General features: G+C 69.9%; 27 protein-coding genes. 10 read left to right on the top strand and 17 right to left on the bottom strand.

The annotated features are described in order from the left end of the window. Positions 1–189 precede the first annotated feature (189 nt). Together L2Z93_RS06880 and L2Z93_RS06885 are read left to right on the top strand one after the other, a co-directional pair. Positions 190–888 (top strand): phosphatidylserine decarboxylase, encoded by a 699-nt coding sequence (locus L2Z93_RS06880; protein WP_090592327.1) that lies wholly within the window; start codon positions 190–192, stop codon positions 886–888. Positions 889–921: 33 nt separating this feature from the next. After that, positions 922–1359, top strand: a complete 438-nt coding sequence (locus tag L2Z93_RS06885) for a VOC family protein (protein ID WP_234812041.1) — start codon at positions 922–924, stop codon at positions 1357–1359. Between the two features lie 115 nt (positions 1360–1474). Here the strand turns inward: L2Z93_RS06885 and L2Z93_RS06890 are convergent, their stop codons facing one another. After that, the gene (locus tag L2Z93_RS06890) at positions 1475–1966 is read right to left on the bottom strand and encodes a hypothetical protein (protein WP_090592318.1); all 492 of its coding nucleotides are present in this window, start codon (positions 1964–1966) and stop codon (positions 1475–1477) included. A 75-nt stretch (positions 1967–2041) separates the two neighbouring features. Here L2Z93_RS06890 and L2Z93_RS06895 point away from each other — a divergent pair, with 75 nt between their 5' ends. Next, a complete protein-coding gene (locus L2Z93_RS06895; RefSeq protein WP_234786234.1) occupies positions 2042–2719 on the top strand; it encodes a class I SAM-dependent methyltransferase in 678 nt (225 codons plus the stop codon). Between the two features lie 12 nt (positions 2720–2731). Here L2Z93_RS06895 and L2Z93_RS06900 read toward each other — a convergent pair whose 3' ends face one another. After that, positions 2732–3139, bottom strand: a complete 408-nt coding sequence (locus L2Z93_RS06900) for a winged helix-turn-helix transcriptional regulator (protein WP_090592312.1) — start codon at positions 3137–3139, stop codon at positions 2732–2734. Between L2Z93_RS06900 and L2Z93_RS06905 the strand changes: the two genes are divergently transcribed. Continuing rightward, on the top strand, positions 3138–3908 hold the full coding sequence (locus L2Z93_RS06905) for an SDR family NAD(P)-dependent oxidoreductase (protein ID WP_090592309.1): 771 nt from the start codon (positions 3138–3140) through the stop codon (positions 3906–3908). The genes L2Z93_RS06900 and L2Z93_RS06905 overlap by 2 nt on opposite strands. Here the strand turns inward: L2Z93_RS06905 and L2Z93_RS06910 are convergent. From L2Z93_RS06910 to glnA, 4 genes are all read right to left on the bottom strand, one after another. Beyond that, the gene (locus L2Z93_RS06910; protein WP_090592386.1) at positions 3889–5040 is read right to left on the bottom strand and encodes an acyl-CoA dehydrogenase family protein; all 1152 of its coding nucleotides are present in this window, start codon (positions 5038–5040) and stop codon (positions 3889–3891) included. The genes L2Z93_RS06905 and L2Z93_RS06910 overlap by 20 nt on opposite strands. A 10-nt stretch (positions 5041–5050) precedes the next feature. Next, positions 5051–5488: a D-aminoacyl-tRNA deacylase gene (gene dtd / locus L2Z93_RS06915; protein ID WP_090592305.1), complete on the bottom strand. Its 438-nt coding sequence runs from the start codon at positions 5486–5488 to the stop codon at positions 5051–5053. Between the two features lie 3 nt (positions 5489–5491). Further along, the gene (locus L2Z93_RS06920; protein ID WP_090592302.1) at positions 5492–5911 is read right to left on the bottom strand and encodes a DUF5313 domain-containing protein; all 420 of its coding nucleotides are present in this window, start codon (positions 5909–5911) and stop codon (positions 5492–5494) included. Between the two features lie 76 nt (positions 5912–5987). After that, the gene (gene glnA / locus L2Z93_RS06925; protein ID WP_090592298.1) at positions 5988–7424 is read right to left on the bottom strand and encodes a type I glutamate--ammonia ligase; all 1437 of its coding nucleotides are present in this window, start codon (positions 7422–7424) and stop codon (positions 5988–5990) included. Between the two features lie 204 nt (positions 7425–7628). On the opposite strand from glnA, the gene L2Z93_RS06930 reads away from it, so the two are divergent. Then, positions 7629–8114 (top strand): RDD family protein, encoded by a 486-nt coding sequence (locus L2Z93_RS06930; protein WP_090592294.1) that lies wholly within the window; start codon positions 7629–7631, stop codon positions 8112–8114. A 567-nt stretch (positions 8115–8681) separates the two neighbouring features. On the opposite strand, the gene L2Z93_RS06935 is transcribed toward L2Z93_RS06930, so the two are convergent. The 5 genes from L2Z93_RS06935 to sucB are packed head-to-tail and all read right to left on the bottom strand — an operon-like array spanning position 8682 to position 13779. Next, complete coding sequence (locus tag L2Z93_RS06935; protein WP_090592291.1) at positions 8682–9440, bottom strand: DUF4191 domain-containing protein; 759 nt, start codon at positions 9438–9440, stop codon at positions 8682–8684. Positions 9441–9445: 5 nt separating this feature from the next. Next, the gene (gene lipA / locus L2Z93_RS06940; protein ID WP_090592287.1) at positions 9446–10420 is read right to left on the bottom strand and encodes a lipoyl synthase; all 975 of its coding nucleotides are present in this window, start codon (positions 10418–10420) and stop codon (positions 9446–9448) included. Continuing rightward, entirely contained in the window at positions 10417–11124 is a 708-nt protein-coding gene (gene lipB, locus L2Z93_RS06945; protein WP_090592284.1) for a lipoyl(octanoyl) transferase LipB, read from the bottom strand. The genes lipA and lipB overlap by 4 nt, the downstream gene beginning before the upstream one ends. 10 nt (positions 11125–11134) lie before the next feature. Then, complete coding sequence (locus tag L2Z93_RS06950; RefSeq protein ID WP_090592278.1) at positions 11135–12037, bottom strand: TIGR01777 family oxidoreductase; 903 nt, start codon at positions 12035–12037, stop codon at positions 11135–11137. A 2-nt stretch (positions 12038–12039) separates the two neighbouring features. Next, entirely contained in the window at positions 12040–13779 is a 1740-nt protein-coding gene (gene sucB, locus L2Z93_RS06955) for a 2-oxoglutarate dehydrogenase, E2 component, dihydrolipoamide succinyltransferase (protein ID WP_090592274.1), read from the bottom strand. Positions 13780–14012: 233 nt separating this feature from the next. Here sucB and L2Z93_RS06960 point away from each other — a divergent pair, with 233 nt between their 5' ends. Further along, positions 14013–14942, top strand: a complete 930-nt coding sequence (locus L2Z93_RS06960) for a sensor domain-containing protein (protein WP_162562014.1) — start codon at positions 14013–14015, stop codon at positions 14940–14942. Here L2Z93_RS06960 and L2Z93_RS06965 read toward each other — a convergent pair. Further along, positions 14939–16468, bottom strand: coding sequence for a leucyl aminopeptidase (locus L2Z93_RS06965; protein ID WP_090592265.1), 1530 nt, complete (start codon positions 16466–16468; stop codon positions 14939–14941). The genes L2Z93_RS06960 and L2Z93_RS06965 overlap by 4 nt on opposite strands. Before the next feature lie 40 nt (positions 16469–16508). Here L2Z93_RS06965 and gcvT point away from each other — a divergent pair, with 40 nt between their 5' ends. Next, positions 16509–17606, top strand: a complete 1098-nt coding sequence (gene gcvT / locus L2Z93_RS06970; RefSeq protein WP_090592262.1) for a glycine cleavage system aminomethyltransferase GcvT — start codon at positions 16509–16511, stop codon at positions 17604–17606. A 45-nt stretch (positions 17607–17651) separates the two neighbouring features. Beyond that, on the top strand, positions 17652–18758 hold the full coding sequence (locus L2Z93_RS06975) for a branched-chain amino acid aminotransferase (protein ID WP_090592259.1): 1107 nt from the start codon (positions 17652–17654) through the stop codon (positions 18756–18758). Here L2Z93_RS06975 and L2Z93_RS06980 read toward each other — a convergent pair. From L2Z93_RS06980 to L2Z93_RS06995, 4 genes are read right to left on the bottom strand one after another with little or no spacing between them, the layout of a single operon-like run. After that, positions 18755–19480 (bottom strand): adenosylcobinamide-GDP ribazoletransferase, encoded by a 726-nt coding sequence (locus tag L2Z93_RS06980; RefSeq protein ID WP_090592255.1) that lies wholly within the window; start codon positions 19478–19480, stop codon positions 18755–18757. The two genes, L2Z93_RS06975 and L2Z93_RS06980, sit on opposite strands and share 4 nt — an antisense overlap. After that, positions 19477–20568, bottom strand: a complete 1092-nt coding sequence (gene cobT, locus L2Z93_RS06985; RefSeq protein WP_090592383.1) for a nicotinate-nucleotide--dimethylbenzimidazole phosphoribosyltransferase — start codon at positions 20566–20568, stop codon at positions 19477–19479. The genes L2Z93_RS06980 and cobT overlap by 4 nt, the downstream gene beginning before the upstream one ends. Further along, positions 20568–21095, bottom strand: a complete 528-nt coding sequence (locus L2Z93_RS06990) for a bifunctional adenosylcobinamide kinase/adenosylcobinamide-phosphate guanylyltransferase (protein WP_090592251.1) — start codon at positions 21093–21095, stop codon at positions 20568–20570. Before L2Z93_RS06990 ends, cobT begins: the two co-directional genes overlap by 1 nt. Then, complete coding sequence (locus L2Z93_RS06995) at positions 21082–21753, bottom strand: DUF3043 domain-containing protein (protein ID WP_090592249.1); 672 nt, start codon at positions 21751–21753, stop codon at positions 21082–21084. The genes L2Z93_RS06990 and L2Z93_RS06995 overlap by 14 nt, the downstream gene beginning before the upstream one ends. A gap of 67 nt (positions 21754–21820) precedes the next feature. On the opposite strand from L2Z93_RS06995, the gene L2Z93_RS07000 reads away from it, so the two are divergent. Continuing rightward, the gene (locus L2Z93_RS07000; protein ID WP_090592246.1) at positions 21821–22867 is read left to right on the top strand and encodes a glycerate kinase family protein; all 1047 of its coding nucleotides are present in this window, start codon (positions 21821–21823) and stop codon (positions 22865–22867) included. A 62-nt stretch (positions 22868–22929) separates the two neighbouring features. After that, on the top strand, positions 22930–23301 hold the full coding sequence (locus tag L2Z93_RS07005) for a HesB/IscA family protein (RefSeq protein ID WP_090592243.1): 372 nt from the start codon (positions 22930–22932) through the stop codon (positions 23299–23301). A gap of 73 nt (positions 23302–23374) precedes the next feature. On the opposite strand, the gene L2Z93_RS07010 is transcribed toward L2Z93_RS07005, so the two are convergent. After that, positions 23375–24379, bottom strand: coding sequence for an Rv0361 family membrane protein (locus L2Z93_RS07010; protein ID WP_090592239.1), 1005 nt, complete (start codon positions 24377–24379; stop codon positions 23375–23377). Positions 24380–24552 lie beyond the last annotated feature (173 nt).

A 24552-nucleotide genomic window follows, 5' to 3' on the forward strand; every position in this document is an offset into this window, starting at 1 on the left:
GGTCAAGGAGAACGGCTGGCGGGCCGACTTCGAAGAGGCGATCGCGAAGGTGCGGTCCTACAACGTGCCGGCGCTGGCCGACCTGACCTCGACTTCGACAACTCGTGGGGGAAGTTCCTCGACACACCCGAATCCGTCGGACACATCGAGGATTTCAAGAACAACCCGCTGTTTCAGTGGGACGAATTCATGGCCCCGCCCAGCGGGTACTTCACCTACAACCAGTTCTTCGCCCGGCACATCAAACCGGGTATGCGCCCCATCGCGGCGATCGCCGACGACAGCGTGATCACCTCGCCGGCCGACTGCACCTTCGTCGACTACTGGGAAGTCGACAACGACTCCAATATCTTCATCGAGAGCAAGGGCCTGCAATGGTCCATCAAGGATCTGCTGGCCGACAGCGACTACGCGGACGAGTTCGCCGGCGGCATCTTCACCCACTCGTTTCTGAACACCAACGACTACCACCGGTGGCACACCCCGGTGTCCGGAACCATCTTGGAAGCCAAGATCATTCAGGGCCAGGACTACCTGGACATCGGTGTGGTTCCCGGGCCGGTCGTCGACGGCAAGCAGACGCACAACGTCACCATCCTCGACGGCACCGGCTACCAGTTCGTGCAGACCCGCGGCATGATCGTCATCGACTCGCCGATCGGGCTGGTCGCGTGCGTGCCGATGGGCATGTGGCCGGTGTCCTCGGTCGTCATCACCGCCGATGAGGGCCGCACCCTGCAGAAGGGCGACGAACTCGGCTACTTCGCTTTCGGCGGTTCGGATTTCGTGATGGTGTTCCAGCAGCGGAGCAACGTGATCCTGAACGGGCGTCCCAATAAGCATGTCCGCACCGGCAGCTGCATCGGACGAGCGTTCCCCAACATCTGAGCCGCGCGCAGGATCAAGCCCGGAGGTGACAACGTGACGGTTCGCATGGACAACGTCGGCATTGTGGTCGAAGACCTGACCGGCGCTATCGCCTTCTTCCTCGACCTCGGACTCGAACTCGAAGGACGAGCCACGGCCGAGGGCGAGTGGGCCGGACGCTGCACAGGCCACGGCGACCAGCGGGTAGAGGTCGCCATGATGCGCACCCCTGACGGCCACAGCCGGGTGGAACTCTCTCGCTTCCTCGCACCTGAAGTGATCGATGATCACCGGAACGCACCCGTCAACTCGCTGGGATATCTCCGCGTGATGTTCGAGGTGGACGACATCGACGACACCTTGGCCCGACTCGACTCGCACGGCGCGCAACTTGTCAGCAGCGAGGTCGTGAACTACGAGGACTTCTACCGACTCTGCTACATCCGCGGACCCGAGGGCATCCTCATCGGTCTCGCGCAGAATCTCCGCTGATCCGGTCGCCGGCGGTGCCTGCGGCACCCTCGTGATTGCGACCCGTTTCCGGGGAGCGCACACCGCCGGCACGGTTCTCGACGTCCTCGAAAGCCGATACGGCGACAGGGCCGCGTCAGTCGATGAGGCTCTGGAGCGCCGGATCGGCGAACAGCGCCGTCGGGATCCCGAGAACCTGCTTGGGGCGGACCCGCAACACGATCAGCGCACCGGCTGGGCGGGCCGAGATGATGTTGCCGCGGTCGATGACCAGAGTGGAGGCGGGGGTGTCGATACGGATTCGGGTGTCATCGCAGCCGGCGGCCCACCGCGAACCGGCGCGCAGGACTCGGCGGTTCGGAACGTAGGCACACACCAGACTCACCAGGACAGCGAACGCCGCGTACACCACAGCCGCTCCCGCGAATATCACGGACCCGACGACCCACCCGCTGCCGTTGACGACGCACACCACGGCGGCGATCGCGGCGACCACCGTCGTGAAGGCCAGTAGCCGCCTCCACAGCGCGGGTTGCCGCAGAATCGATAGCGTCGCCCGCCGCGCATCGCCGGGTTGTGCGGTCCACTCCGTGGTGGCCTTGGGGATCTGGTCCACGCCGCCGGTCACGAACGCAGTCTCGCACGACGGGTGGGCCGACGGGGCGCGGAGCGCGCGCCGTCACCTCGTGGTTGGGGGTTTATGGTGAGCGACGTGGTCAATGTGAGCCGAGTCTGGCAGAACCCGGCGTTCGCTGGGACGGTCGGCGCGAGCTATGACTGGGCGATGGGGCGACAGTCCGTCGCACGGCGGTTCGGACGTCTTGTGATGGGCGCCGATGTAGATCGTGTCTACCGTGCGATGGATGTCGTCGCCGAAATGCCAGACGGCGCGGCGATTCTCGATGTGCCCTGCGGGAGCGGAATCGTCATGCTCCGGTTGCGAGCCGATCAGCGAGTCCGGTACGTGGGGTTGGATATTTCAGCGCCGATGCTGCAGCGCGCTCGACGTCGGATTCCCGCCGAGCGCCGCGATCGGGTCGAGATCATCGAGGGCAGCATCGAGCAGATGCCATTCGGTGATGGTGAGTTCGATCTGTGTGTCTGCTTCAACGGCTTACACTGCGTGCCCGACCCGGCGGTCGCCGTGGCTGAGATCGCACGGTGCCTGAAACCCGGTGGCAGGCTGGTTGGCGAATTCGCCGTCCGAGGCCAACTCCGCCGGTCAGACGCCTACATGACAGTGCTGCGGGCTACCGGAACGTTCGGTCCGGGCGGCGCCGTCGCCGATGCTCGGCGGTGGTTGACCGAGGCCGGTTTGGTGATCGACGGACTGGAGTGCACCGGTGCGATCGCACATTTTGACGCGCACCGTCCTGGCTGACCGGCGGAAGGCTCAGGCCGACTGCTCGGCGGCAGCCGCCCGGGCGCGGTTGGCGAGGATCACCTCGCGGTTCGCGGCCGCCCAGGTGATCAACGACGTGACGATGTCCAGCAGGCCGTGGCTCAGCGGCGTCAGGGCGTATTCGACGCGCGGCGGAACCTCGGGGTAGGAGGTTCTGGTCACCAGTCCGTCCTGGCGCAGTTGGCGCAGCGTCAGGGTCAGCATGCGTTGGGAAATGATGCCGATGTCGTTGTGCAGATCGGTGTAGCGCCGCGGCCCGTTGGCCAGCACCGCGATCACTAGCAGGGTCCATTTGTCGCCGATGCGATCGAGGATCTGCCGAATGAAGATCATCTCCTCGGCGGGTATCCCGGCGCAGGGCGCCGGCAGCGCATCGGCGCCACCCGGTGTGACGGTCATGACGCACATCTCCCTCCGTAACGGACACTCATGTGCCTTTTGTAACCCGCTCCGCGCCCGGCCATCATGGCTTTACGAACAAATCGTAGGAATTGAGGTCGTCGGCCCGCTCGGGCTGCTGGCGCGGCGCGCCGACCGTCTGGCAGCCCTCGTTGACCGGCTCGCCGGCGACGGGATCCCGGCGGAGGAGTTTCTCGCCGACCTGAACACGCCCGGCGAAGCGGCGGCCGCGATCGCGGCGATCCGGGACCGACTCGGCCGGATCGACGTCGTCGAGTACGGGCCGATCAGCGGCGAGCAGGGTTTCATCCCGGCGGCGCGGCTGGACAGCGCCGAACTGCAGGCGTTGATTCCCCTGCTGTTGCTATCCCCGGTCGAGATCATGCAGGCCGTGCTGCCGGAATGGCGGGGCCGCGGCGATGGCGCGTTCCTGCTCACCCAGGGCGCCTCAGCCGTGCAGGGGATCCCGCATCTGAGCGGCGTGGGTCCGGTCATGGCCGCCGCGCGCAACTACGTGTACTCGCTGTACGGCGAACTGGCCGCGCAGGGGATCTACGCCGGCACCTTGTCGGTCGCCGGGCTCATCACCGGCAGTGAGATCGCTGAGGCCACGGTGGGCGCCGTCCCGGATTCGGGTGCGGCGTTCCCGTCGGTCAACCCCGACGACTTGGCGCAGGCCTACTGGGAGCTGTACACCCGGCGTGATCGCGCCGAGCGGATCTACCCGGAGCCGATGCGCAAACCCCGCCCTACAGATCCCGGGCGATGATCTGCTTCATCACCTCGTTGGCGCCGCCGTAGATGCGCTCCACCCGGGCGTCCTCGTACATCCGCGCGATGAGGTATTCGCGCATATAGCCGTACCCGCCGTAGAGCTGCACGCACCGGTCGATGACCTCGCACTTGCGGTCGGTCAGCCAGTACTTGGCCATCGCCGCGTCGGTGTTGGACAGCTCGCCGCGCAGGTGGTCAGCCACGCAGTGGTCGTAGAAGATCCGGCCGGTGCGCGCGATGGTCTTGCACTCGGCGAGTTCGAAGGCGGTGTTCTGGAAGTCGAAGATGCTGTGCCCGAACGCTTCTCGTGACTTGGTGTAGGCCACGGTGTCGTCGACGGCGCGTTCCATTCCGGCCACGCCGGAGGCGGCGATGGTCAGCCGTTCCTGCGGCAGCTGGGCCATCAGCTGTCCGAAGCCCTTGCCTTCTTCCGGGCCGAGCAGGTTGGCCACCGGCACCCGCACGTCGGTGAATCCCAGCTCTGCGGTGTCGCCGCCGTGGATGCCGACCTTGTCCAGCACCCGGGTCACCTGATAGCCGGGGCAGTCCCGTAGGTCGACGATGATCAGCGAGACGCCACGCGCGCCGGCCTTGGGATCGGTCTTGACCGCCAGCACGATCATGTCGGCCGAGCCGCCGTTGGTGATGAAGGTCTTGGAGCCGTTGACGACGTACTCGTCGCCCTCGCGGATCGCGGTGGTGCGGATCGCCTTGAGGTCCGAGCCCGCGCCCGGTTCGGTCATGCCGATGGCGCCGAGCACCTCGCCGCTGGCCATCAGCGGCAACCAGTACTTCTTCTGCTCCTCGGAGCCGTAGGCCAGCACGTAGTGCGCGACGATCCCGCTGTGCACGCCGACGCCCAGCGACAGGTCCCCGGCATAGCCCTGGGCCTCCAGCACCGCCAGGTCGTGGGCGAAGGTGCCGTCGCCGCCGCCGTATTCCGCGGGCACCGAGCACAACAGCAGCCCGAGTTTGCCGGCCTCCAGCCAGACGTCGCGGTCGATGTGGCGCTGGTCGTCCCACTTCTCGTGATGGGCGACGACTTCGCGCTCGAAAAAGCCCAGCGCCAGGTCGTAGAGGGCGGAGACTTCGTCGTCGTACCAGGACGGGACGTGCTTTGATGCCATATAGATCACTCTATCTTTCTGATTCGAGAAGGATGGTCACGGGTCCGTCATTGACCAGTTCGACCGCCATGTGCGCGCCGAACACCCCGGTCGCGACCTCGGCGCCGAGTCCGGCGAGGGTGTCGGCGAAGACCGCCACCAGCGGTTCGGCGTCCGGACCGGGCGCCGCGGCGTTCCAGGACGGCCGTCGGCCCTTGGCGGTGTTGGCGTACAGGGTGAACTGGCTGATCACCAGGATCGGCGCGCCGACGTCGGCGGCGCTGCGCTCGCCGTCGAGGATCCGCAGCGTCCAGAGTTTCTCGGCCAACCGGGCCGCGGTGACCGCGTCGTCACTGTGCGTGACGCCGACGAGCGCCACCAGTCCCTGGCCGGCGGGGGAGATGGCGCCGACGACCTCTCCGTCGACGCGCACCTGCGCAGAGGTGACACGCTGGACCAGGACTCGCACGGATCAGAACGGGCTGCTGTTGGACTGCCAGCGCGCCTCTTCCGGCCGCGGGCCGTGGTTGGCGAGATAGTTGGCTTCCATCTGCAGGGCGCGCTTGGACTTGCGGGTGTCGATCAGGTTCATGTCCAGCCCGTTCTGGGCCAACCGGTGCCGCCGCCACGGCTTGTTCAGCGCCATCGCCATCAGCAGCGCCCAGATGAAGATCGGCACCGTCATCTCGATACGCGTCGGCACCGGGGCGTCCAGCAGCCACAGCGGCGCCAGCACCAGCGCCGACGGGATCGCCATCCGGATCATGTGCCGGCGCACCGCGCCCGGGCCGGTGAGATCCTGCTTGACCCAGCCTCGCATCGAAGCCGGCAGCCGCCGCCCGTAGATGTAAGCGAGACGCTGCCAGGCGTTGGGGGTGGCGGAGTCGGTCATAACTTGGATCATAGTCCAGCGAAGAACAGCCGGTCCGGGGCCAAAAGGCCCCGGACCGGCTGCTTTCGAAACCGACTCAGCAGTCGTAGTACAGGCTGAACTCGTACGGATGCGGACGGATCTGCACCGGCAGGATCTCGTTCTCCCGCTTGTAGGAGATGTAGGTCTCGATCAGGTCCTCGGTGAACACGCCACCCTCGGTGAGGTACTCGTGGTCCTCCTCGAGCTTGTCGATCACCGCGGCCAGCGAGGTGGGCGCCTGCGGGATGCTGGCGGCCTCGTCCGGCGGCAACTCGTAGAGGTCCTTGTCGACCGGGGCCAACGGCTCGATCTTGTTCTTGATGCCGTCCAGGCCGGCCATCATCATCGCCGCGAACGCCAGGTACGGGTTGCCCGAGCTGTCCGGGCAACGGAACTCCAGGCGCTTGGCCTTCGGGTTGTTGCCGGTGATCGGGATGCGGACGCAGGCGCTGCGGTTGCGCTGGCTGTAGACCAGGTTGATCGGGGCCTCGTAGCCGGGCACCAGGCGCTTGTAGGAGTTGATCGTCGGGTTGGTGAAGGCCAGCAGCGACGGCGCGTGGTGCAGGATGCCGCCGATGTAGTGCCGGGCCAGATCCGACAGGCCCGCGTAGCCGGCCTCGTCGTGGAACAGCGGCTTGCCGTCCTTCCACAGCGACTGGTGGGCGTGCATGCCCGAACCGTTGTCGCCGAACAGCGGCTTCGGCATGAACGTGACGGTCTTGCCATTGGCGGCCGCGGTGTTCTTGATGATGTATTTGAACAGCAGCACGTCGTCGGCCGCGTGCAGCAGGGTGTCGAACTTGTAGTTGATCTCGGCCTGGCCGGCGGTGCCCACCTCGTGGTGGCCGCGCTCCAGGGTGAACCCGGCGTTGGTCAGGTTGGTCGACATCTCGTCGCGCAGGTCGACGTAGTGGTCATACGGGGCGACGGGGAAGTAGCCGCCCTTGGGGCGGACCTTGTAGCCCAGGTTGGGGGAGCCGTCCGGCTCGGTCGCGTTGCCGGTGTTCCACCAGCCCGACTCGGAGTCGACCTCGTAGAAGGTGCCGTTCATCTTGGAGTCGAAGCGCACCGAGTCGAAGATGTAGAACTCGGCCTCGGCCCCGAAGAAACAGGTGTCGGCGATGCCGGTGCTGACCAGGTAGTTCTCCGCCTTGCGGGCGACGTTGCGGGGGTCGCGGGAGTAGGCCTCGCGGGTGAACGGGTCGTGCACGAAGAACATCATGTTCAGCGTCTTGGCCTTGCGGAACGGATCGATCCGCGCGGTGGCGGGATCCGGCAGCAGCATCATGTCCGACTCGTGGATGGACTGGAAGCCACGCACCGACGAGCCGTCGAAGGCCAGGCCGTCCTCGAAGACGCTCTCATCGAACGCGCTGGCGGGAATCGAGAAGTGCTGGACAACACCGGGCAGATCGCAGAACCGGATGTCGACGTACTCGACGTTCTCGTCCTTGATCAGCTTGATGATGTCGTCGGAATTCGTCTCTGCCACGAACTGCTCCTTATTCGCTTCAGTGTTCCGCTGATGTTGCCGCCGGCGTCGGGCACGGCGTTGCGGTTAACCCGGCGCTGACGCTATGGACCTGATGTTGCGCAGTAATCAACCTAATGTTGCGCCGACGTTACGCAATCAGCCGGGTCCGCCCGGGGCGAGCGCCATGCGGCCGGCCCGACGCCGCCGACTAACCTCAAGGGCATGGGCCGACCTTTTGGCGACTGGCTGTCCGGGGCGAGTCTGCCCGATTCCGCGACCGGCCGGGGCGAGTATCCCGGTGAACGACTGGGCCTGCCGCCGTCGGGCTCCGGCTCGATCGCCGGCATGTTCCGCCGCATCGTGGCGATGATGGTCGACTGGATGATCGCCTACGGGCTGGCCGGTCTGCTGGTCACCCTCGGGGTGATCAGCCGCGAGCAGTTGCTGTTCAGCCCGCTGGGGCCGTGGCTGATCATGGGCATCTGGCTGGTGCTGGGCATGCTGTCGGTGCGGCTGTACGGCTTCACTCCGGGTCAGCTGCTGCTGGGACTGCGGGTCGCCTCGGTGGACAACCGGGAACACGTCGGCCTCGGCCGGGCCGCGGCCCGCGGGGTGCTCGTCGGGCTGGTGGTGCCCGCGCTGTTCACCGACTCCGACGGCCGTGGCATCCAGGACCGCGTCACCGGGACCGCCGTCGTCCGCCGATAGGTCGCAAGCGAAGCCGGAGGAACGGAGGCTTTGCGTAGCGGGCCTATCGCGCTGGACACCGATAGGTCGCAAGCGAAGCCGGAGGAACGGAGGCTTTGCGTAGCGGGCCTATCGCGCTGGACACCGATAGGTCGCAAGCGAAGCCGGAGGAACGGAGGCTTTGCGTAGCGGGCCTATCGCGCTGGACACCGATAGGTCGCAAGCGAAGCCGGAGGAACGGAGGCTTTGCGTAGCGGGCCTATCGCGCTGGACACCGATAGGTCCCGCCTTTTCCGGGCCCGAGTGTGCAACGACGGTCATGTCTGACCGCGAGCGCCCAACGACTGCACGTTTTCCTTGGCGAGCGGTCAACGGCTGCACGAGTGGCCGACGATGAACACAACGGGCCAGGACCACCCGGCGCGAGGCAGACACCATGGAGCCCTCGTGCGTCGTCTGGCCGCTCGCGGCGGTTTACGTGCGCTAACGGGCTGAGCTCGCGAACCTGCACGCACGACGGTCGTCGCTGGCGAGGTCGAACGTGCTCACAGATCCGTTTTCGTGACACGCCTTAGCCCGGCGCCGAACTCAGCGGCGCTGGACGCGGCGCTGCACGCCCTTCATCTTCGCCCCGCCCGGGATCGGGCCCTTCGGCATGGCCGCGGCCGGGCTGGCCTTGGAGCTGATCGCGGACAGCTTCGCTTCCAGCGAGTCGATGTCCTTGGCGGCGATATTGCGCGGCAGCTTGTTGAGGTGGCGCTCCAGCTTGGCCAGCGGCACATCGCCCTCGTCGTTGCCGACGATGATGTCGTAGATCGGGATGTCGCCGACCAGCCGCGCGGTGCGCTTCTTCTCCTGCGCCAGCAGCGGCTTGACCCGGGACTGCGCGCCCTCGCCGACCAGCACCACGCCCGGCAGGCCCAGCACCCGGTGCACGGCGTCGAAATGGCCGGTGGCGGCGACACCCGGGGTCACCCGCCACTTGCCGCGCATATTGTCCAGCGCCCAGGCCGCGGCGCCAGTCTGACCGTCGGCCTTGGCGTACACCGCCTTCTGGGCGCGGCGGCCGAACACGATGAACGCCACCAGCGCGCCCAGGATCACACCGAAAACGCTGAACAGGATGATGCTGAAGGTGCCGCCGGACCAGAAGCCCAGGGCGACCGAGATCGCCAGAACCAGCACGAAGGTGAGGAACATGTACGGCACCAGCCGCTTGTCCTCTTTGCGCTGGATCTGGAACGCCTGCCACAGCTGCTGACGGCGCGCCTTGGACGCCGCCTTGCGGGCCTTCTTTGCCTCTGCCTTCAGTTCCTTGCTCTGCGCCGAGTTCCGGGTCTTCGCCATGGGAATCAGGATACGGCGGCGCTGCGCGGGTCCACCGGGGCGTCGGCCGATTCGGCGGCCGCCCGGGACTCCATCACCTGCGCGTAGAGCCGACCGGCCCGGTACGACGAGCGGACCAGCGGTCCGGCCAGCACGCCGGCGAAGCCGATCTGCTCGGCGAAGCCCTGATGCTCGACGAACTCTTCGGGCTTGACCCAGCGCTCCACCGGATGGTGCCGGGGAGAGGGCCGCAGGTACTGGGTGATGGTGATGATGTCGCAGCCCGATTCGTGCAGCGCGACCAGCGCCTCGCGGACCTCCTCGGGCGTCTCACCCAGCCCGAGGATGAGATTCGACTTGGTGACCAGCCCGAACGCGCGGGCGGCGGTGATGACGTCGAGGCTGCGCTGATAGCGGAACGCCGGGCGGATCCGCTTGAAGATCCGCGGCACCGTCTCCAGGTTGTGCGCGAACACCTCCGGCCGGGATTCGAACACTTCGCGCAGCAGTTCGGGGTCCCCGTTGAAATCCGGGGCCAGCAGCTCCACCCCGGTGTCGGGGTTGAGTTCCTTGATGGCGCGCACCGTCTCGGCGTAGAGCCAGGCGCCGCCGTCGGGCAGGTCGTCGCGCGCCACGCCGGTCACCGTCGAATAGCGCAGGCCCATGGTCTGCACGCTCTCGGCGACCCGACGAGGTTCGTCGCGGTCGAAGTCGGCCGGCTTGCCGGTGTCGATCTGGCAGAAATCGCAGCGCCGGGTGCACTGCTCGCCGCCGATCAGGAAGGTGGCCTCGCGGTCCTCCCAGCATTCGAAGATGTTGGGGCAGCCCGCTTCTTCGCACACCGTGTGCAGGCCCTCACGACGCACCAGCGACTTCAGCGCGGTGTACTCCGGGCCGGTCCGCAGCCGGGTCTTGATCCACGGCGGCTTGCGTTCGATCGGGGTCTCGGCGTTGCGCACCTCAAGGCGCAGCAGCTTGCGGTTACCGGGCTCGACGCTCACTGTTGTGATGTTACGCGGGCGGCTTCGGTCAGGGGGTGATCGGCGACCGGCAGTTGGCCATCGAGGGCCCGGCGCACCGCGTCGGCCACCGGCGCCCGCATGTCGTCGACGCCGACCCGGCGGTCCAACTCGGCCGACAACGACGTCACGCCGGCGTCGACGATGCCGCACGGGATGATGCCGCCGAACGCGCGCAGGTCGCAGTCGCAGTTCAGCGCGAAACCGTGCAGCGTGACCGCGCGGGCCACCCGGATCCCGATGGCGGCGATCTTGCGTTCGCGTTTGAGCCCGTCGTCGGGCAGCCAGACCCCCGAGCGGCCGTCCACCCGGCCGGCCGTCACTCCCAGTTCGGCGCACACCGAGATCAGCGATTCCTCAAGGCGGCGAACGAAATTCACCACATCCAGCGGTTCGGTCAGACCGATGATCGGGTACCCGACCAGCTGTCCGGGCCCGTGCCAGGTGATCTTGCCGCCCCGGTCGGTGTCAATGACGGGAGTCCCGTCGAGCGGACGCTCCTGCGGCTCGGTGCGCCGGCCGGCGGTGTAGACCGGGGGATGCTCGAGCAGCAGCAGCACGTCCGGCCCGCCGGCCACTCGGGCCTCGGCCAGTTCGCGCTGCAGTTCCCAGGCCTCGGTGTAGTCGACGCGGCCCAGATTGCGGACCTCGATCGGCTGGCTCGATGACCGGATGGATGGCGTCACGGGACTCACGCTACGCGTCGGTGGCGTAGTCCAGCGCCTGGGCGAGCGAGTCGTGGTGAAACTCGAACCCGGCGTGGCGCAGCGCCGTCGGGACCACCCGCTGGCCGATGAGCAGGCCCTCCTCAGCGAACTCGCCGACCAGCCGCTTGGCGACGAAGCCGGGCACCCGCCACGGCGTCGGCCGGCCGATCGCCTTGCCGTAGGCGGTGGTGAACTCTGCGTTGCTGACCGGGTTCGGCGCTGTCAGGTTCACCGGCCCGGACAGCGTGGGGGAGGCCAGCGCGAACAGCAGCGCCCGCACCATGTCCTCCAGGCTGATCCACGACATGTACTGGCGGCCGTCGCCGAACCGGGCGCCCAGTCCGAGGTTGAACAGCGGCCGCAGCGTGCCGAGGATCCCGCCCGACGGCGACAGCACATGTCCGGTGCGCACCCGCACCACCCGGGCGCCGGCCTCGGCGGCCGGTTCGGTGGCCGCCTCCCAGTCCTGGCACAAGCCGGCCAGGAAACCGCCGCCTGCCGGGTCCTTCTCGTCGACCATCTGGGCCCCGGTGTCGCCGTAGAACCCGATCGCGCTGCCGTTGACCAGGGTCGGCACCCCGGCGGCGGCGCAGGCCGAGGACAGCACCTCGGTGGGCGTGATGCGGCTGTCACGCAGGATCTGCTTGTAGGCGCCGGACCAGCGTTGCCCCGCGACCGGCGCCCCGCACAGGTTGACGACGGCCGAAACGCCTTCCAGCACAGCCGGATCGAGGTCGCCGGCCTCCGGGTTCCAGAACCGCTGGCCCGATTGGGTCGGCGGACGCCGGACCAGCCGGATCACCGGCCGGTCCTGCGCGCGCAGCACGCCGACCAACGCCGATCCGACCAGGCCCGAGGACCCCGCGACCGCGATGGCGCCGTTGTCGGACACTCCTACAGGCCGAGTTCGGCCTCGAACGCGCCCTCTTCCAAGCGTCGCTTGATGGTGGTGACGAAGCGGCCCGCGTCGGCGCCGTCGATCAGCCGATGGTCGTAGGTCAGCGGCAGGTAGCAGACCGACCGCACGCCGATCGAGTCGTTGCCGGCGTCGTCGACCACCACCCGCGGGCGCTTGACGATCGCCCCGGTGCCCAGCATCGCCGCCTGCGGGGGGACCAGGATCGGGGTGTCGAACAGCGCGCCCTGGCTACCGATATTGGTGATGGTGAAGGTGCCGCCGGAGAGCTCGTCGGGCTTGAGGTTCCCCGACCGCGCGCGGTCGGCGATGTCGGCGATGGCCCGGGCCAGTCCGCCGAGCGACAGGTCACCGGCGTTGTGCACCACCGGGGACAGCAGGCCCTGCTCGGTGTCCACCGCGAAGCCGAGGTGCTCGGCGTCGTAGTAGGTGATCTCCGCGGTGTCCTCGTTGTAGCTGGCGTTGACGTTCGGGTGCGCCTTGAGGGCGTCGATCACCGCGCGGGCGATGAACGGCAGATAGGTCAGGTTGACACCCTCGCGCTCGGCGAAGGCGGCCTTCGCGCGGGCGCGCAGTCCCACGATCTTGGTCATGTCGACCTCGTGGGTCTGGGTGAGCTGCGCGGTGGCCTGCAGCGACTCCCGGGTCTTCTTGGCGGTGATCTGCCGGATCCGGTTGGCCTTCTGCGTGGTGCCGCGCAGATGCGCCAGCGGGCTCGGGGCCGCCGCGGCCGGGGCCTTCGGGGCGGAAGCCGCCGCCGGGGCGCTCGCGGCCGGGGCTGCCGGCGCCTTCTTGGCTTCGGCGGCCGCGAGCACGTCTTGCTTGCGGATGCGCCCGCCCACGCCGGTGCCCTTCACCGAGCTCAGGTCGACGCCGTTCTCGGCGGCGAGCTTGCGGACCAGCGGGGTGACGTACCCGCCGTCGCCGGAGTCCCCGGACGACGCCTTGGCGGGCGCAGGCTCGGCAGCCTTGGGCGCCTCCTTCTTGGGCTCTTCCTTTTTCGGCTCTTCGGACTTGGGCTCCGGCTTGGGTTCGGGCTTCGGCTCTTCCTTCTTCGGCTCTTCGGCCTTCGGAGCTTCCTTTTTGGGCTCTTCCTTGGCGGGCGCGGCGCCGGCCTCGCCGACCTTCGCGAGTTCGCCGCCGACCGGGACGACGTCGTCCTCCTCGGCGGAGATGGACAGCAGCACGCCGGCGACCGGGGAGGGGATCTCGGTGTCGACCTTGTCGGTGGAGACCTCGACCAGCGGGTCGTCCACGGCGACCTCGTCGCCGACCTTCTTCAGCCAGCGGGTGACGGTGCCCTCGGTGACCGACTCGCCCAACTCGGGCATCTTCACCGAGGTCGCCTCGCCACCGGAGGAGGACGGCTTGTCATCGGCGGGCTCCGACTTGGCTTCCGGCTCCGGCTCAGGCTCGGGCTCGGCTTCGGGTTCCGGCTCCGGTTCGGATTCCGCAGCGGGGGCGTCGGATTCGGCCTCGTCGGCGTCGCCGATGACCGCCAGCTGGCCGCCGACCTCCACCACGTCGTCCTCCTGGGCGACGATCTTGGTCAGCACGCCGGCGACCGGGGAGGGGATCTCGGTGTCCACCTTGTCGGTGGACACCTCCAGCAAGGGTTCGTCGACTTCGACCGTGTCGCCCTCCTGCTTCAGCCAGCGGGTCACCGTCCCCTCGGTGACGCTCTCACCGAGTGCGGGCATCTCAACGGACACGGCCATCTTGTTGACTCCTTGAAGGTCATTCGTCACCGGTCGAACTCATGACTTGCCACAGCGTGCGCGCCGACGTCGGCACCCCATGGATTGTCCCGTATCCATCCTGTCACTGTTGGCGCATTGGCACGACCCGGGTCCGCCAATCGGCGCGCCCGGGGCGGCGCCGACGGAGCCACCGGTGCAGAATCGGCGTCGAAGTCCGACGACGGCCGGCCGCGCCGATAGGGGGGATGGCCATGAACGCCGAACCGCGGTGCCCGAACGGGCATCCGAACAGCTACGGCCAACCGTTCTGCGTGCAGTGCGGCGCCCCCGTCTCCGTCGCGCAGTACGGGTCCTGGCCGGGCCCCGGGTCCCCGACGGTGGCCGCCCCTGCCCAGGGCTGGCCCGGCTACGGATACCCGCCACCGACACCGCCGCCGCCCAAGGGCAACGGCGGCAAGATCGCGCTGTGGATCGTCGGCGGGGTCGTCGTGGTCGTCGCGGCGCTGGTCGCGGCCACCATGCTGCTGGGCGGCGCCCGGAACCGCCCGGGGGCAGCCGACAGTCCGACGGCGACCACCTCCCCGACCACAACCACCACCGTCGCCGCGCCGGAATTCGACGACGGTGACCTCGACGCCATGCTGCTGACCCCGATCGAGGCCGCCGACACCGTCGGCGCGGGGAACCTGGAGGGCAGCGAGGTCTATGACACCTTCGCGCTGCCGGATCCGGAGGAGAGCGTGATCGAACCGGACAGCTGCACCAGCGCGGTCACCATCGTGCTGCAGACCAGCTACCGCGCCGGCGCCGACGTGCGCGCCCAGTACCTGAACGACCCCGACGGGCAGGACTACGTCTCGCAGGGCGTGACGGTGTTCCGCAGCGCCGAGCGCGCCGGGGCGCTGCTGGCCGCGGAGACCATCCGCTGGCAGGCCTGCGCGAACCAGGTCGTCAGCGACATCACGCCGGAGAAGACCTACCAGGAGACGCTCGAGCAGGTCGTGGTCAGCGACAACCAGATCGCCCAGGTCCGCTCCGATCAGGAGGAGCCGCGCTGGAAATGCCAGCACGTGCTGCGGATCCACGCCAACCTGGCCATCGACACGCAGGTCTGCGGCTTCGGTGTCGAGAACGAGGCCGTCGCGGTGGCCCAGGCCATCGTCGACAAGGCCGACCGCTAACCGTTGGTCGCGATGTCCTCGAGCACGGCCAGCATGGTGCGCACCGGGACACCGGTGCCGCCCTTGGGGGTGTGACCCCACGGGCTGCCGGTGTTGTACGACGGGCCCGCGATGTCGATGTGCGCCCAGTCCACGCCGTCGGCGACGAATTCGCTCAGGTACACCCCGGCCACCAGCATGCCGGCGAAACGCTGACCGCTGATATTGGCCAGATCGGCCACCGTGGACTTGAGGTCCTCACGGATCTCGTCCGGCAGCGGCATCGGCCACGCGTTCTCGCCGACCTCCGCCGAGCAGGCCGCCACCCGGTCGCGGAACTCCGCCGACCCCATCACGCCGGGAATCCGGGGGCCCAGCGCGATCAGCTGCGCGCCGGTCAGCGTCGAGGTCTCGATCAGGTAGTCCGGGTTGTCCTCGCAGGCCCGCACGATCGCGTCGGCCAGGATCAGCCGGCCCTCGGCGTCGGTGTTGAGCACCTCCACGGTGGTGCCGCCGTACTGGGTCAGCACGTCGCCGGGGCGCTGCGCGGAACCCGACGGCATGTTCTCGGCCATCGGCACCGTCGCGGTGACCTCGATCGGCAGCTCCAGGATGGCGGCCAGCGCGACGGTCGCGATGACCGCGGCCGCCCCGCCCATGTCGGAGGTCATGTGGTGCATGGAGGCGGCGGGCTTGATGGAGATGCCGCCGGTGTCGAAGGTGATGCCCTTGCCGACCAGCGCGACCTTCTTGGCGCCCTCGGGGCCTTTGTGCCGCAGCCGCACCAGCCGCGGTGAGCGCTCCGACCCCTGGCCCACCCCGAGGATGCCGCCGAATCCCTGCCTGGTGAGCTCCTTGACGCCGAGCACCTCGACCTCCAGGCCGACGGCCTCGCCGAACTTCTTGGCTCGACGGGCGAAGGACTTGGGGAACAGCGCGTTCGGCGGGGTGTTCACCAAATCCCGGGCGAAGTTGACCTGCTCGGCGATCTCCGAAGCCCGGGCCGCCCGGTCCTCGGCGTCCTCGGCGGTGGACAGCGCCACCACGGTGGCTAGCGCCGGATCCTTCGGCGCGGTCTTGTCGCTGCGGAATTCGGTGAACCGGTAGGCGCCGAGCACCGTGCCCTCGACGGCGGCCTCCAGGTCGGCCTCGGCCAGCGCGGTGACCAGCACCGGAACACCGGCCGCGGCGCGGGCCGCGGCGCCGGAGGCGCGGCGGACCACATCGGCGCTGACGTCCTCGCCGGACTTGCCGAGCCCGACGGCGAAGACGCTTTCGAACGGCAGCGCCGGCGCCACCAGCCGGGTCACCTTCTCCACGCCGGCCTTGGCGCGCAACCCGGCGAGCTGCTCCTCGATCTGCCCGGTCGCCTCGGCGTCCAGGAACGGGTTTGCCAGCACCGCCGGCGGACCGTCGTCGGCGCCGGAGACGATCCCGACGATCAACGCGCGGGCCTGGGGGTCCGGGGTGTCGGTGGAGGAGATCGCGTCGGCGAGGGTCGCGACGGCGGTGACAACGGGGGACAGGTGACCGGATTGGGTGCTCACGGGGAACCACAGTAGTCAGGGGTGACTAAGCTCGGCGCCCGTGACGGAAAACCTGCTGCACGGGCCGCTGGAAGATCGACATCGCGAGCTGGGGGCCAGTTTCGCCGAGTTCGGTGGCTGGCTGATGCCGGTGTCCTACGCCGGGACGGTCAGCGAGCACAACGCCACCCGCGCGACCGTCGGGCTGTTCGACGTCAGCCACCTGGGCAAGGCGTTGGTGCGCGGCCCGGGCGCGGTGGACTTCGTCAACGCCGCGCTCACCAACGACCTGGGCCGGATCGGACCGGGCCAGGCCCAGTACACGCTGTGCTGCACCGAGTCCGGCGGCGTCATCGACGACCTGATCGTCTACTACGTCAGCGACGACGAGCTGTTCCTGGTGCCCAACGCCGCCAATACCGCCGACGTCGTCGCGGCGATGAAAGCCGTGGCGCCGCAAGGGATCACCGTCACCGACGAGCATCGCTCGCGGGCGGTGCTCGCGGTGCAGGGACCCCGCTCGGCGCAGGTCCTCGACGAACTGGGCCTGCCCACCGGGATGGACTACATGGCCTGGGAGGACGCCCAGTTCAACGGCGTCGATGTGCGCGTCTGCCGCACCGGCTACACCGGCGAACACGGTTATGAGCTGCTGCCGTCCTGGGAAGACGCCGCGGTGGTGTTCGACGCGCTGGTCCCCGTCGTCGTCGCTGCCGGCGGCGAACTGGCCGGCCTCGGGGCCCGCGACACGCTGCGCACCGAGATGGGCTACCCGCTGCACGGCCACGAACTGTCCCGCGACATCTCCCCGCTGCAGGCCCGCTGCGGCTGGGCGGTCGGTTGGAAGAAGGACGCCTTCTGGGGGCGCGAGGCGCTGCTGGCCGAGAAGGCGGCCGGGCCGGTCCGGGTGCTGCGGGGCCTGCGGGCCACCGGCCGCGGCGTGCTGCGCGCCGGTCTCACCGTCACCGCCGGCGGGCAGGTCGTCGGGGCCACCACCTCCGGCACCTTCTCGCCCACGCTGAAAGCCGGTGTCGCCCTTGCCCTCATCGACTCGGCGGCCGGGATCGGTGACGGCGACACGGTGAGCGTCGACGTGCGTGGCCGCGAACTGCCCTGCGAGGTGGTGCGGCCGCCGTTCGTCGCCGCGGCGCCCAAGTAACTCTCCGAGAAAATCGGGTGGACCCGCGGTTATACAATCGCAGCCATGACCAACGGCCCCCTCGAATTCACGCTTGCCCGTAACCCGGACCCGGCAAGCGACGAGGTGCGCGAGGCCATCCTGGCCGCGCCGGGATTCGGCAAACACTTCACCGACCACATGGTCTCCATCGACTACACCGTCGCCGACGGCTGGCACAACGCCGCGGTGCTGCCCTACGGGCCCATCGAACTGGACCCGTCGGCCGTCGTGCTGCACTACGCGCAGGAGATCTTCGAGGGCCTCAAGGCCTACCGCTGGAACGACGGGTCCATCGTCTCGTTCCGCCCCGCCGCGAACGCCGAGCGGTTGCGGACCTCCGCGAACCGGCTCGCCATGCCGGAGCTGCCCGAGGACCTGTTCCTGGAATCGCTGCGGCAGCTGATCGCCGTCGACGAGGCCTGGGTCCCGCCGGCCGGCGGCGAGGAAGCGCTGTACCTGCGGCCGTTCATGATCGCCACCGAGCCGGGGCTGGGCGTGCGGCCCGCGGAGGCCTACCGGTTCCTGGTGATCGCCTCGCCGGCCGGCGCGTACTTCTCCGGCGGCGTCAAACCGGTCAGCGTGTGGCTGTCCACCGAGTACGTCCGGGCCAGCCCGGGCGGCACCGGCGCGGCCAAGTTCGGCGGCAACTACGCCGCCTCGCTGCTGGCGCAGGCCCAGGCCGCCGAGCAGGGCTGCGACCAGGTGGTCTGGCTGGACGCCATCGAGCGCCGCCACGTCGAGGAGATGGGCGGGATGAACCTGTTCTTCGTGCTCGGCAGTGGTGGCTCGGCGCGGCTGGTCACCCCCGAGCTGTCCGGCTCGCTGCTGCCCGGCATCACCCGGGACTCGTTGCTGCAGTTGGCCGTTGACGCCGGATTCTCGGTCGAGGAACGCAAGATCGACGTGGAGGAGTGGCGCAAGGGCGCGGCCAGCGGCGAGATCACCGAGGTGTTCGCGTGCGGCACCGCCGCGGTCATCACCCCGGTCTCCACGGTGCGTCACGACGGCGGCGAGTTCACCATCGGCGACGGTGAGCCCGGCGAGATCACCATGGCGTTGCGCGACACCCTGACCGGTGTGCAGCGCGGCACTTTCGCCGACACGCACGGCTGGATGACCCGACTGAATTAGCCGGCGGCCAGGCCCAGCGCGGTCAGCACCGTCGCGGCCTCCACCGCGGCGCCCAGCACGTCCCCGCTGACACCGCCGAACCGGCGCACGCAATGCGCCACCAGCAGCCCGGTCACCGCCAGCGCGGCGAGCACGGCCACCGGACCGTGCCAGGGCGAAGTGGTGAGGAAACCGGCCGCCACGGTCACCGCCAGCACCCAGCCGGTCACCACCGCGATCGGCTGACTGCCGGCCACCAGCGCGCCCAGTGAACTGCCCGGCGCCGACGGCACGCCACGGGCGCAGGCCGCCAGCGCCGCGACCCGGCCCGCCGTCACCGCCACCACGATCTGCGCCGCGGGCAGCGCCGTGAACGCTCCGGCGGTGAGCATCAGCGACAGGGTCACCGCGGCGACCCCGAACGGCCCGGCCGACCCGTCGCGCATCACCCGTCGGGCCTTCTCCGCCGATCCGTAGCACCCCAGCCCGTCGGCGGTGTCGGCGAGTCCGTCGAGGTGTAGGCCCCGGGTCAGCAGCGCCAGCGCGGTCACCGCCAGCAGTCCGGCCAGCAGAGAATCCGGCCCGAACAGCGCCCGCCCGCCGAGTGCGACGCCGGCGGCGACCAATCCCAGCACCAGACCGACCAGCGGGAAGGCCGCCATCGAACCGCGGCCAAGCGGCGTGTCGACGCGCATTGGCGCCACCGTGCCGAACGCGAAAGCGCCTGCCAAGCAGCGGATCACCGTGACCGCCGGGTCCCCGGCTCGACGTCGCCGCCCGGGAGTTCGGTGCTCACCGCGGCCTCGGCGAAGGTGGCCATCGCCGCGCAGGTCTGCACCGCTCCGCGCAGCACCGGAAGCGCCACCGTCGCGCCGGTGCCCTCGCCGAGGCGCATGCCCAGATCCAGGATCGGCTCCAGCAGCAAGGCGGTCAGCGCCCGGGTGTGCGCTGGTTCGGGGGAGCGGTGCCCGGCCTGCCACCAGTCCCGTGCGCCGGGGGCCAGCCGCTCGGCGACCAGCGCCGCCGCGGTGACCACCAGGCCGTCGAGCAGCACCGGGGTTCGCCGCGCCGCGGCCTGGGCCAGGAACCCGGCCATCGCGGCCAAATCGGCGCCGCCGGCGATGCGCAGCAACGCCACCGGGTCCGCGCCCTTGGCCCGGTACAGCGCGTCGCGCACCGCCGCGGTCTTGCGGATCCAGCCCTCGTCGTCGATCCCGGTGCCGCGGCCGACCACGGCCACCGGTTCGGTCTTGGTCAGCGCGGCCACCAGCACAGTGGCGGCGGTGGTGTTGCCGATGCCCATGTCCCCGGCGATCAGCAGATCCGCGCCGGAGTCCACTTCCTCGTCGGCGAGCGCGGCGCCGGCGGCCAGCGCGGCCGCGGTCTCGTCGCGGGTCAGCGCGTCCTCGACGGCGATATTGCCGCTGGAGCGCCGAATCCGGTGCGGCGCGTCGGCGTCGGTGTCCACGGCGACGTCAATCACCCGCACCCCGGCGCCGGCGATGTCGGCCAGCGCGTTGATCGCCGCGCCGCCGGCGCCGATATTGGCGACCATCTGGGCGGTCACCTCACTCGGGTAGGCCGACACCCCGGCGGCGGCCACCCCGTGATCGGCGGCGAACACCAGCACGCGGGCCCGCTCGAATTGCCGCGGCGGGCACTGGCCCTGACAGCCCGCCACCCACACCGACAGTTCCTCCAATCGGCCCAGCGCGCCGGCCGGCTTGGTCAGCTGGGATTGGCGCGCCCGGGCGGCGTCGGCGGCGGCCGCGTCCGGGGCGGTGATCGCGAACTCGGGAAGGGCGGGCTCGGGAGAGCTGGAGTCGGTCATCACGCGCCCTTGATCCGGACCGGGACACCCGCGACCACCAGCAGCACCCGCTCGCACACCGCGGCCAGCCGCTGGTTCGCCGTGCCCAGCGCGTCGGCGAACAGTCGCCCGGACGCCGTCGCCGGCACCAGGGTCAGCCCGACTTCGGGGCTGACCAGCACCAGCGGCGCGGGGTAGCGGTCCACCGCGGCCACCAGCGACTCGATGTCCGGAGAGACGTCACCGGCCCAGCCGCGGCCGTCGTAGGCCGCGGTCAGCCAGCCTCCGACGTCATCGACCAATGTCGGAACCGGGTCGGCGCCGCTGAGCACACCGGCCACGTCGGCGGACTCCACCGTCTGCCAGCGCTCGCCGCGACGTCCCCGATGCGCGTCGACGCGGGCGGCCCATTCCGGATCCCGGTCCGCGGGCGCGCCGGTGGCCACATAGCGCAGGTCGCCGGAGAGGTCGCCGAGCAGGGTTTCGGCCAGCCGAGACTTGCCGGACCGGATGCCGCCGAGCACCAGGACCCGGTCAGTCGATGACATCACCGCGGTTGACCATCGGCTTGGGCGCGCGCATCTTGCGCAGCTGGGAGGCGCGGCCGGCGGCGTACAGGCCGAGGCGGAACTTGCGTTCGGTGTTGTCCGGGAACTTCTCGTCGACCCGCCGGGACACGTTGCGGCCCAGCACCAGCGCGTCGCCGAGCATCAGCAGCATCAGCGCGAGCATCGGCGTCGACCCCCACACCGCGAACTGCTGCGGCATGGCGAACATGATCATCAGCATGGCCAGCGCCGCCCACATGAACAGCCCGAGCAGGCTGAACCGGCGGGAGTCGACGATGTCGCGGACGTAGCGGCGCACCGGGCCCTGATCGCGGGGCAGCAGGTATTTCTCCTCGCCGGCCATCATCCGGGATCGGCGGTCGTCCATCTGCGCGCGGCGCTGCATCCGGGCGACCTTGCGCTCTTCCTTGGACAGCTTGGGGCCCTTGAGCTGTTTACGACGGGCCCGCGCCTCGGACATGTTCTGCGGCGCCGGCGCCACCGGGCCGCGACGGCCCTGGTCCCGCTTGGGGGTCGGCCGGCCCTTCGGCGGGGTGACCCGCGGGGTTGCCGTCGACTCCTCGACGGCGCTCGACTCGGTCAATTCGACGGTTTCCGGCGCATCGGCCTTCGCCTTCTTGCGGCCCAACAAACTCACGCCGACCAGGGTACTTTGCCGCCCGGCTCGCCATGCGCCCGCGTCGCCGCGGTCGTAGGGTGCGGGCATGACGCAGGTGCTGATCGCGCCGGATTGCTTCGGCGACACCCTCACCGCGGTGGTCGCCGCCGAGGCCATCGCCGCGGGCTGGCGGGCGGGCCGGCCGGGGGACGTGCTGGTCACCGCGCCGCAGTCCGACGGCGGGCCCGGCTTCGTCGACGTGCTCGCCGAGCGCCTCGGCGGGCGACGCGAGCTCACCGTCAGCGGCCCGCTGGGCGCGCCGGTGACCGCGGCGTGGGTGTGCGACGGCGACACGGCGTATATCGAGTCGGCGCAGGCCGTCGGGTTGGCGCTGCTGGACGGCCCACCGACCCCGGCCACCGCGCTGGCCGCCGACAGCGCCGGCGTCGGGCAGCTGATCGCGGCGGCGCTGGCGGCCGGGGCCCGCCGGATCGTGGTCGGGCTGGGCGGCAGCTGCTGCACCGACGGCGGCCGCGGAATGGTCGAGGCGCTCGGCGGCCGGGACGGCGCAGTCGCAGCGCTCACCGGGGTGGACCTCATCGCCGCCACCGACGTCGAGCATCCGCTGCTGGGGCCCACCGGCGCCGCGGCGGTGTTCGGCCCGCAGAAGGGCGCCGATCCGGCAACCGTCGCGATCCTGGAACGACGGCTGGCCGGCTGGGCCGCCGAACTGGGGCTGCCCGCCGAGGACCAGCCCGGGGCGGGCGCCGCGGGTGGGCTGGGGGCCGCGCTGCTGGCGCTGGGCGCGCGCCGGGAGTCCGGCGCCACGGTGATCGCCGAACACACCGGGCTGGCCGCCGACATCGACGCCGCCGGGCTGATCATCACCGGTGAGGGCCGGTTCGACGACCAGTCCCTGCACGGCAAGGTGATCAGCGCGCTGACCGGCCGGGCCCGCGCCCGCGGCGTCCCGGTGCTGGTGCTGGCCGGGCAGGTCACCCTTGGCGCGCAGGAGTTGGCGGCCGCCGGAGTGCGGGCCGCGCACTCGCTGGTGGACTACACCGGGTCGGCGCAGCGGGCCATGGCCGACGCCGACAACGCGCTGCGCGGGCTGGCCGAGCGGACGGCAATCGCCTGGGAGGTCGGGGAATAACCGCGGTTCGGGGTACCGTTGAAATAGCAGAACTGCTCCAGGACGTTTTTGAGGAGACCTCGATGACCGTTAACGACTCGGCCGCCCCGGCCGGCGCCACCACCGAAGCCCACGGTGTGACCCTGTCCGACGCCGCCGCCGCCAAGGCGAAGTCGCTGCTCGATCAGGAAGGGCGCGACGACCTCGCGCTGCGCATCGCCGTTCAGCCCGGCGGCTGCGCCGGCCTGCGCTACAACCTCTTCTTCGACGACCGCACCCTCGACGGCGACCTAGTCGTCGAGTTCGGCGGCGTCAACCTCACCGTCGACCGGATGAGCGCGCCGTACGTGCAGGGCGCCACCATCGACTTCGTCGACACCATCGAGAAGCAGGGCTTCACCATCGACAACCCGAACGCCACCGGCTCCTGCGCCTGCGGCGACTCGTTCAACTGAGTACTTAAGCACCGCAAAACGCGGCCGGTCCCTCGAGGGACCGGCCGCGTTTTCGCGTTGAGGGGAACGGGGGTCAGAACCCGCCGCCGCGCAATACGTAGGAGCACACCAGGATCTCCTCGCCGGCCACCTGCAGCTGGGCGATGCCCTGGCGTTCGGCGGTGCCGTTGCCGGGCATGGCGCTGCCCGGGGTCGTTTCCATGGTGAACAGCACCTGGGCGTTGCTGGGGGAGACGAACACCATCGAGTCGATCGAGGTGACCTCGGTCCGGGAGAACTGCTTGCGGTAGGCCGCGCTGGCCAGCCGGGCGACCGCGTTCTCCCCGCGGTGGTCGAGCACGCCGTCGTACAGCCCACACAGCGAGTTGCGAGCGATGACGTCGACATCCTCCTCGGCCAGCGCGTTCAGATAGCTCTGCAGCGCGGCGGTGGCGGTGGCGTCGGTGATCTGCGCCTGCTGCTGCGCCGACGACGGGTTGTTGTTCACCGCGACCAGCACCGCCACCAGCAGCGCGACAGCCACCGCCAGCGCGATCAGCGGCACCCGCAGCGTCTTCCAGCGGGAAGCCTTCGGCGGGTACGGGACCGCCGGCGGCAGCATGCCCGGGTAGGCCGGCGGGTTCGCGCCGAAGCGCTGGCGGTACTCCGGCGAGCCCGGGAACGGCTGCGACGGCTGCGGATAGGGGCCCGGGTACGGACCGGACGGGGGATACGGCCCTGACGGAGGGTAGGGCCCTGACGGAGGGTAGGGCCCGGCGGCCGGGTACGCGCCGGGGATCGGCTGCTGCGGGCCGGTCGCCGGATCCTGCGGATAGTGGGCCGGCGTCAGCCGGGGGTCGGTCGTCGGGCCGGAATCCGGTTCCGTGGCGCGCGCCGACTCGGCGCGCGGGGGCTCGTCGGTGATGGCCGGCAGCACCCCGGTGTCCTCGACGCCGAACGAGATCTCTTCCTCGACGCCCACCTCGCCGGCCTCGTCGCGGTCGCCGGCCTCGTCGACGACGGACTCCTCGATGACAGTCTCTTCGATCCCAGCCCCGTCGGTGTCGGGGTCCTCCGTCGGCCGCTGGGCATCGGTCATCAAGTGGCTCCTGGTCTCGCGGGATCGGATCTCGGCGGTTCGCGCCGCAGGGCGGTGCGCCGGTCTGGTGTAAGCCAGGTTACCCAACGTGGGCCGATACCAGCGGAAGCGCGGCGTTGGGTAAGTTCGGCGATGGCCCCGGACGGGGCCGTTCACGTCGTCGACGAAGGGAT

The sequence above is a fragment of the Mycolicibacterium brumae genome (assembly GCF_025215495.1).
In the GTDB taxonomy this organism is placed as follows: domain Bacteria; phylum Actinomycetota; class Actinomycetes; order Mycobacteriales; family Mycobacteriaceae; genus Mycobacterium; species Mycobacterium brumae.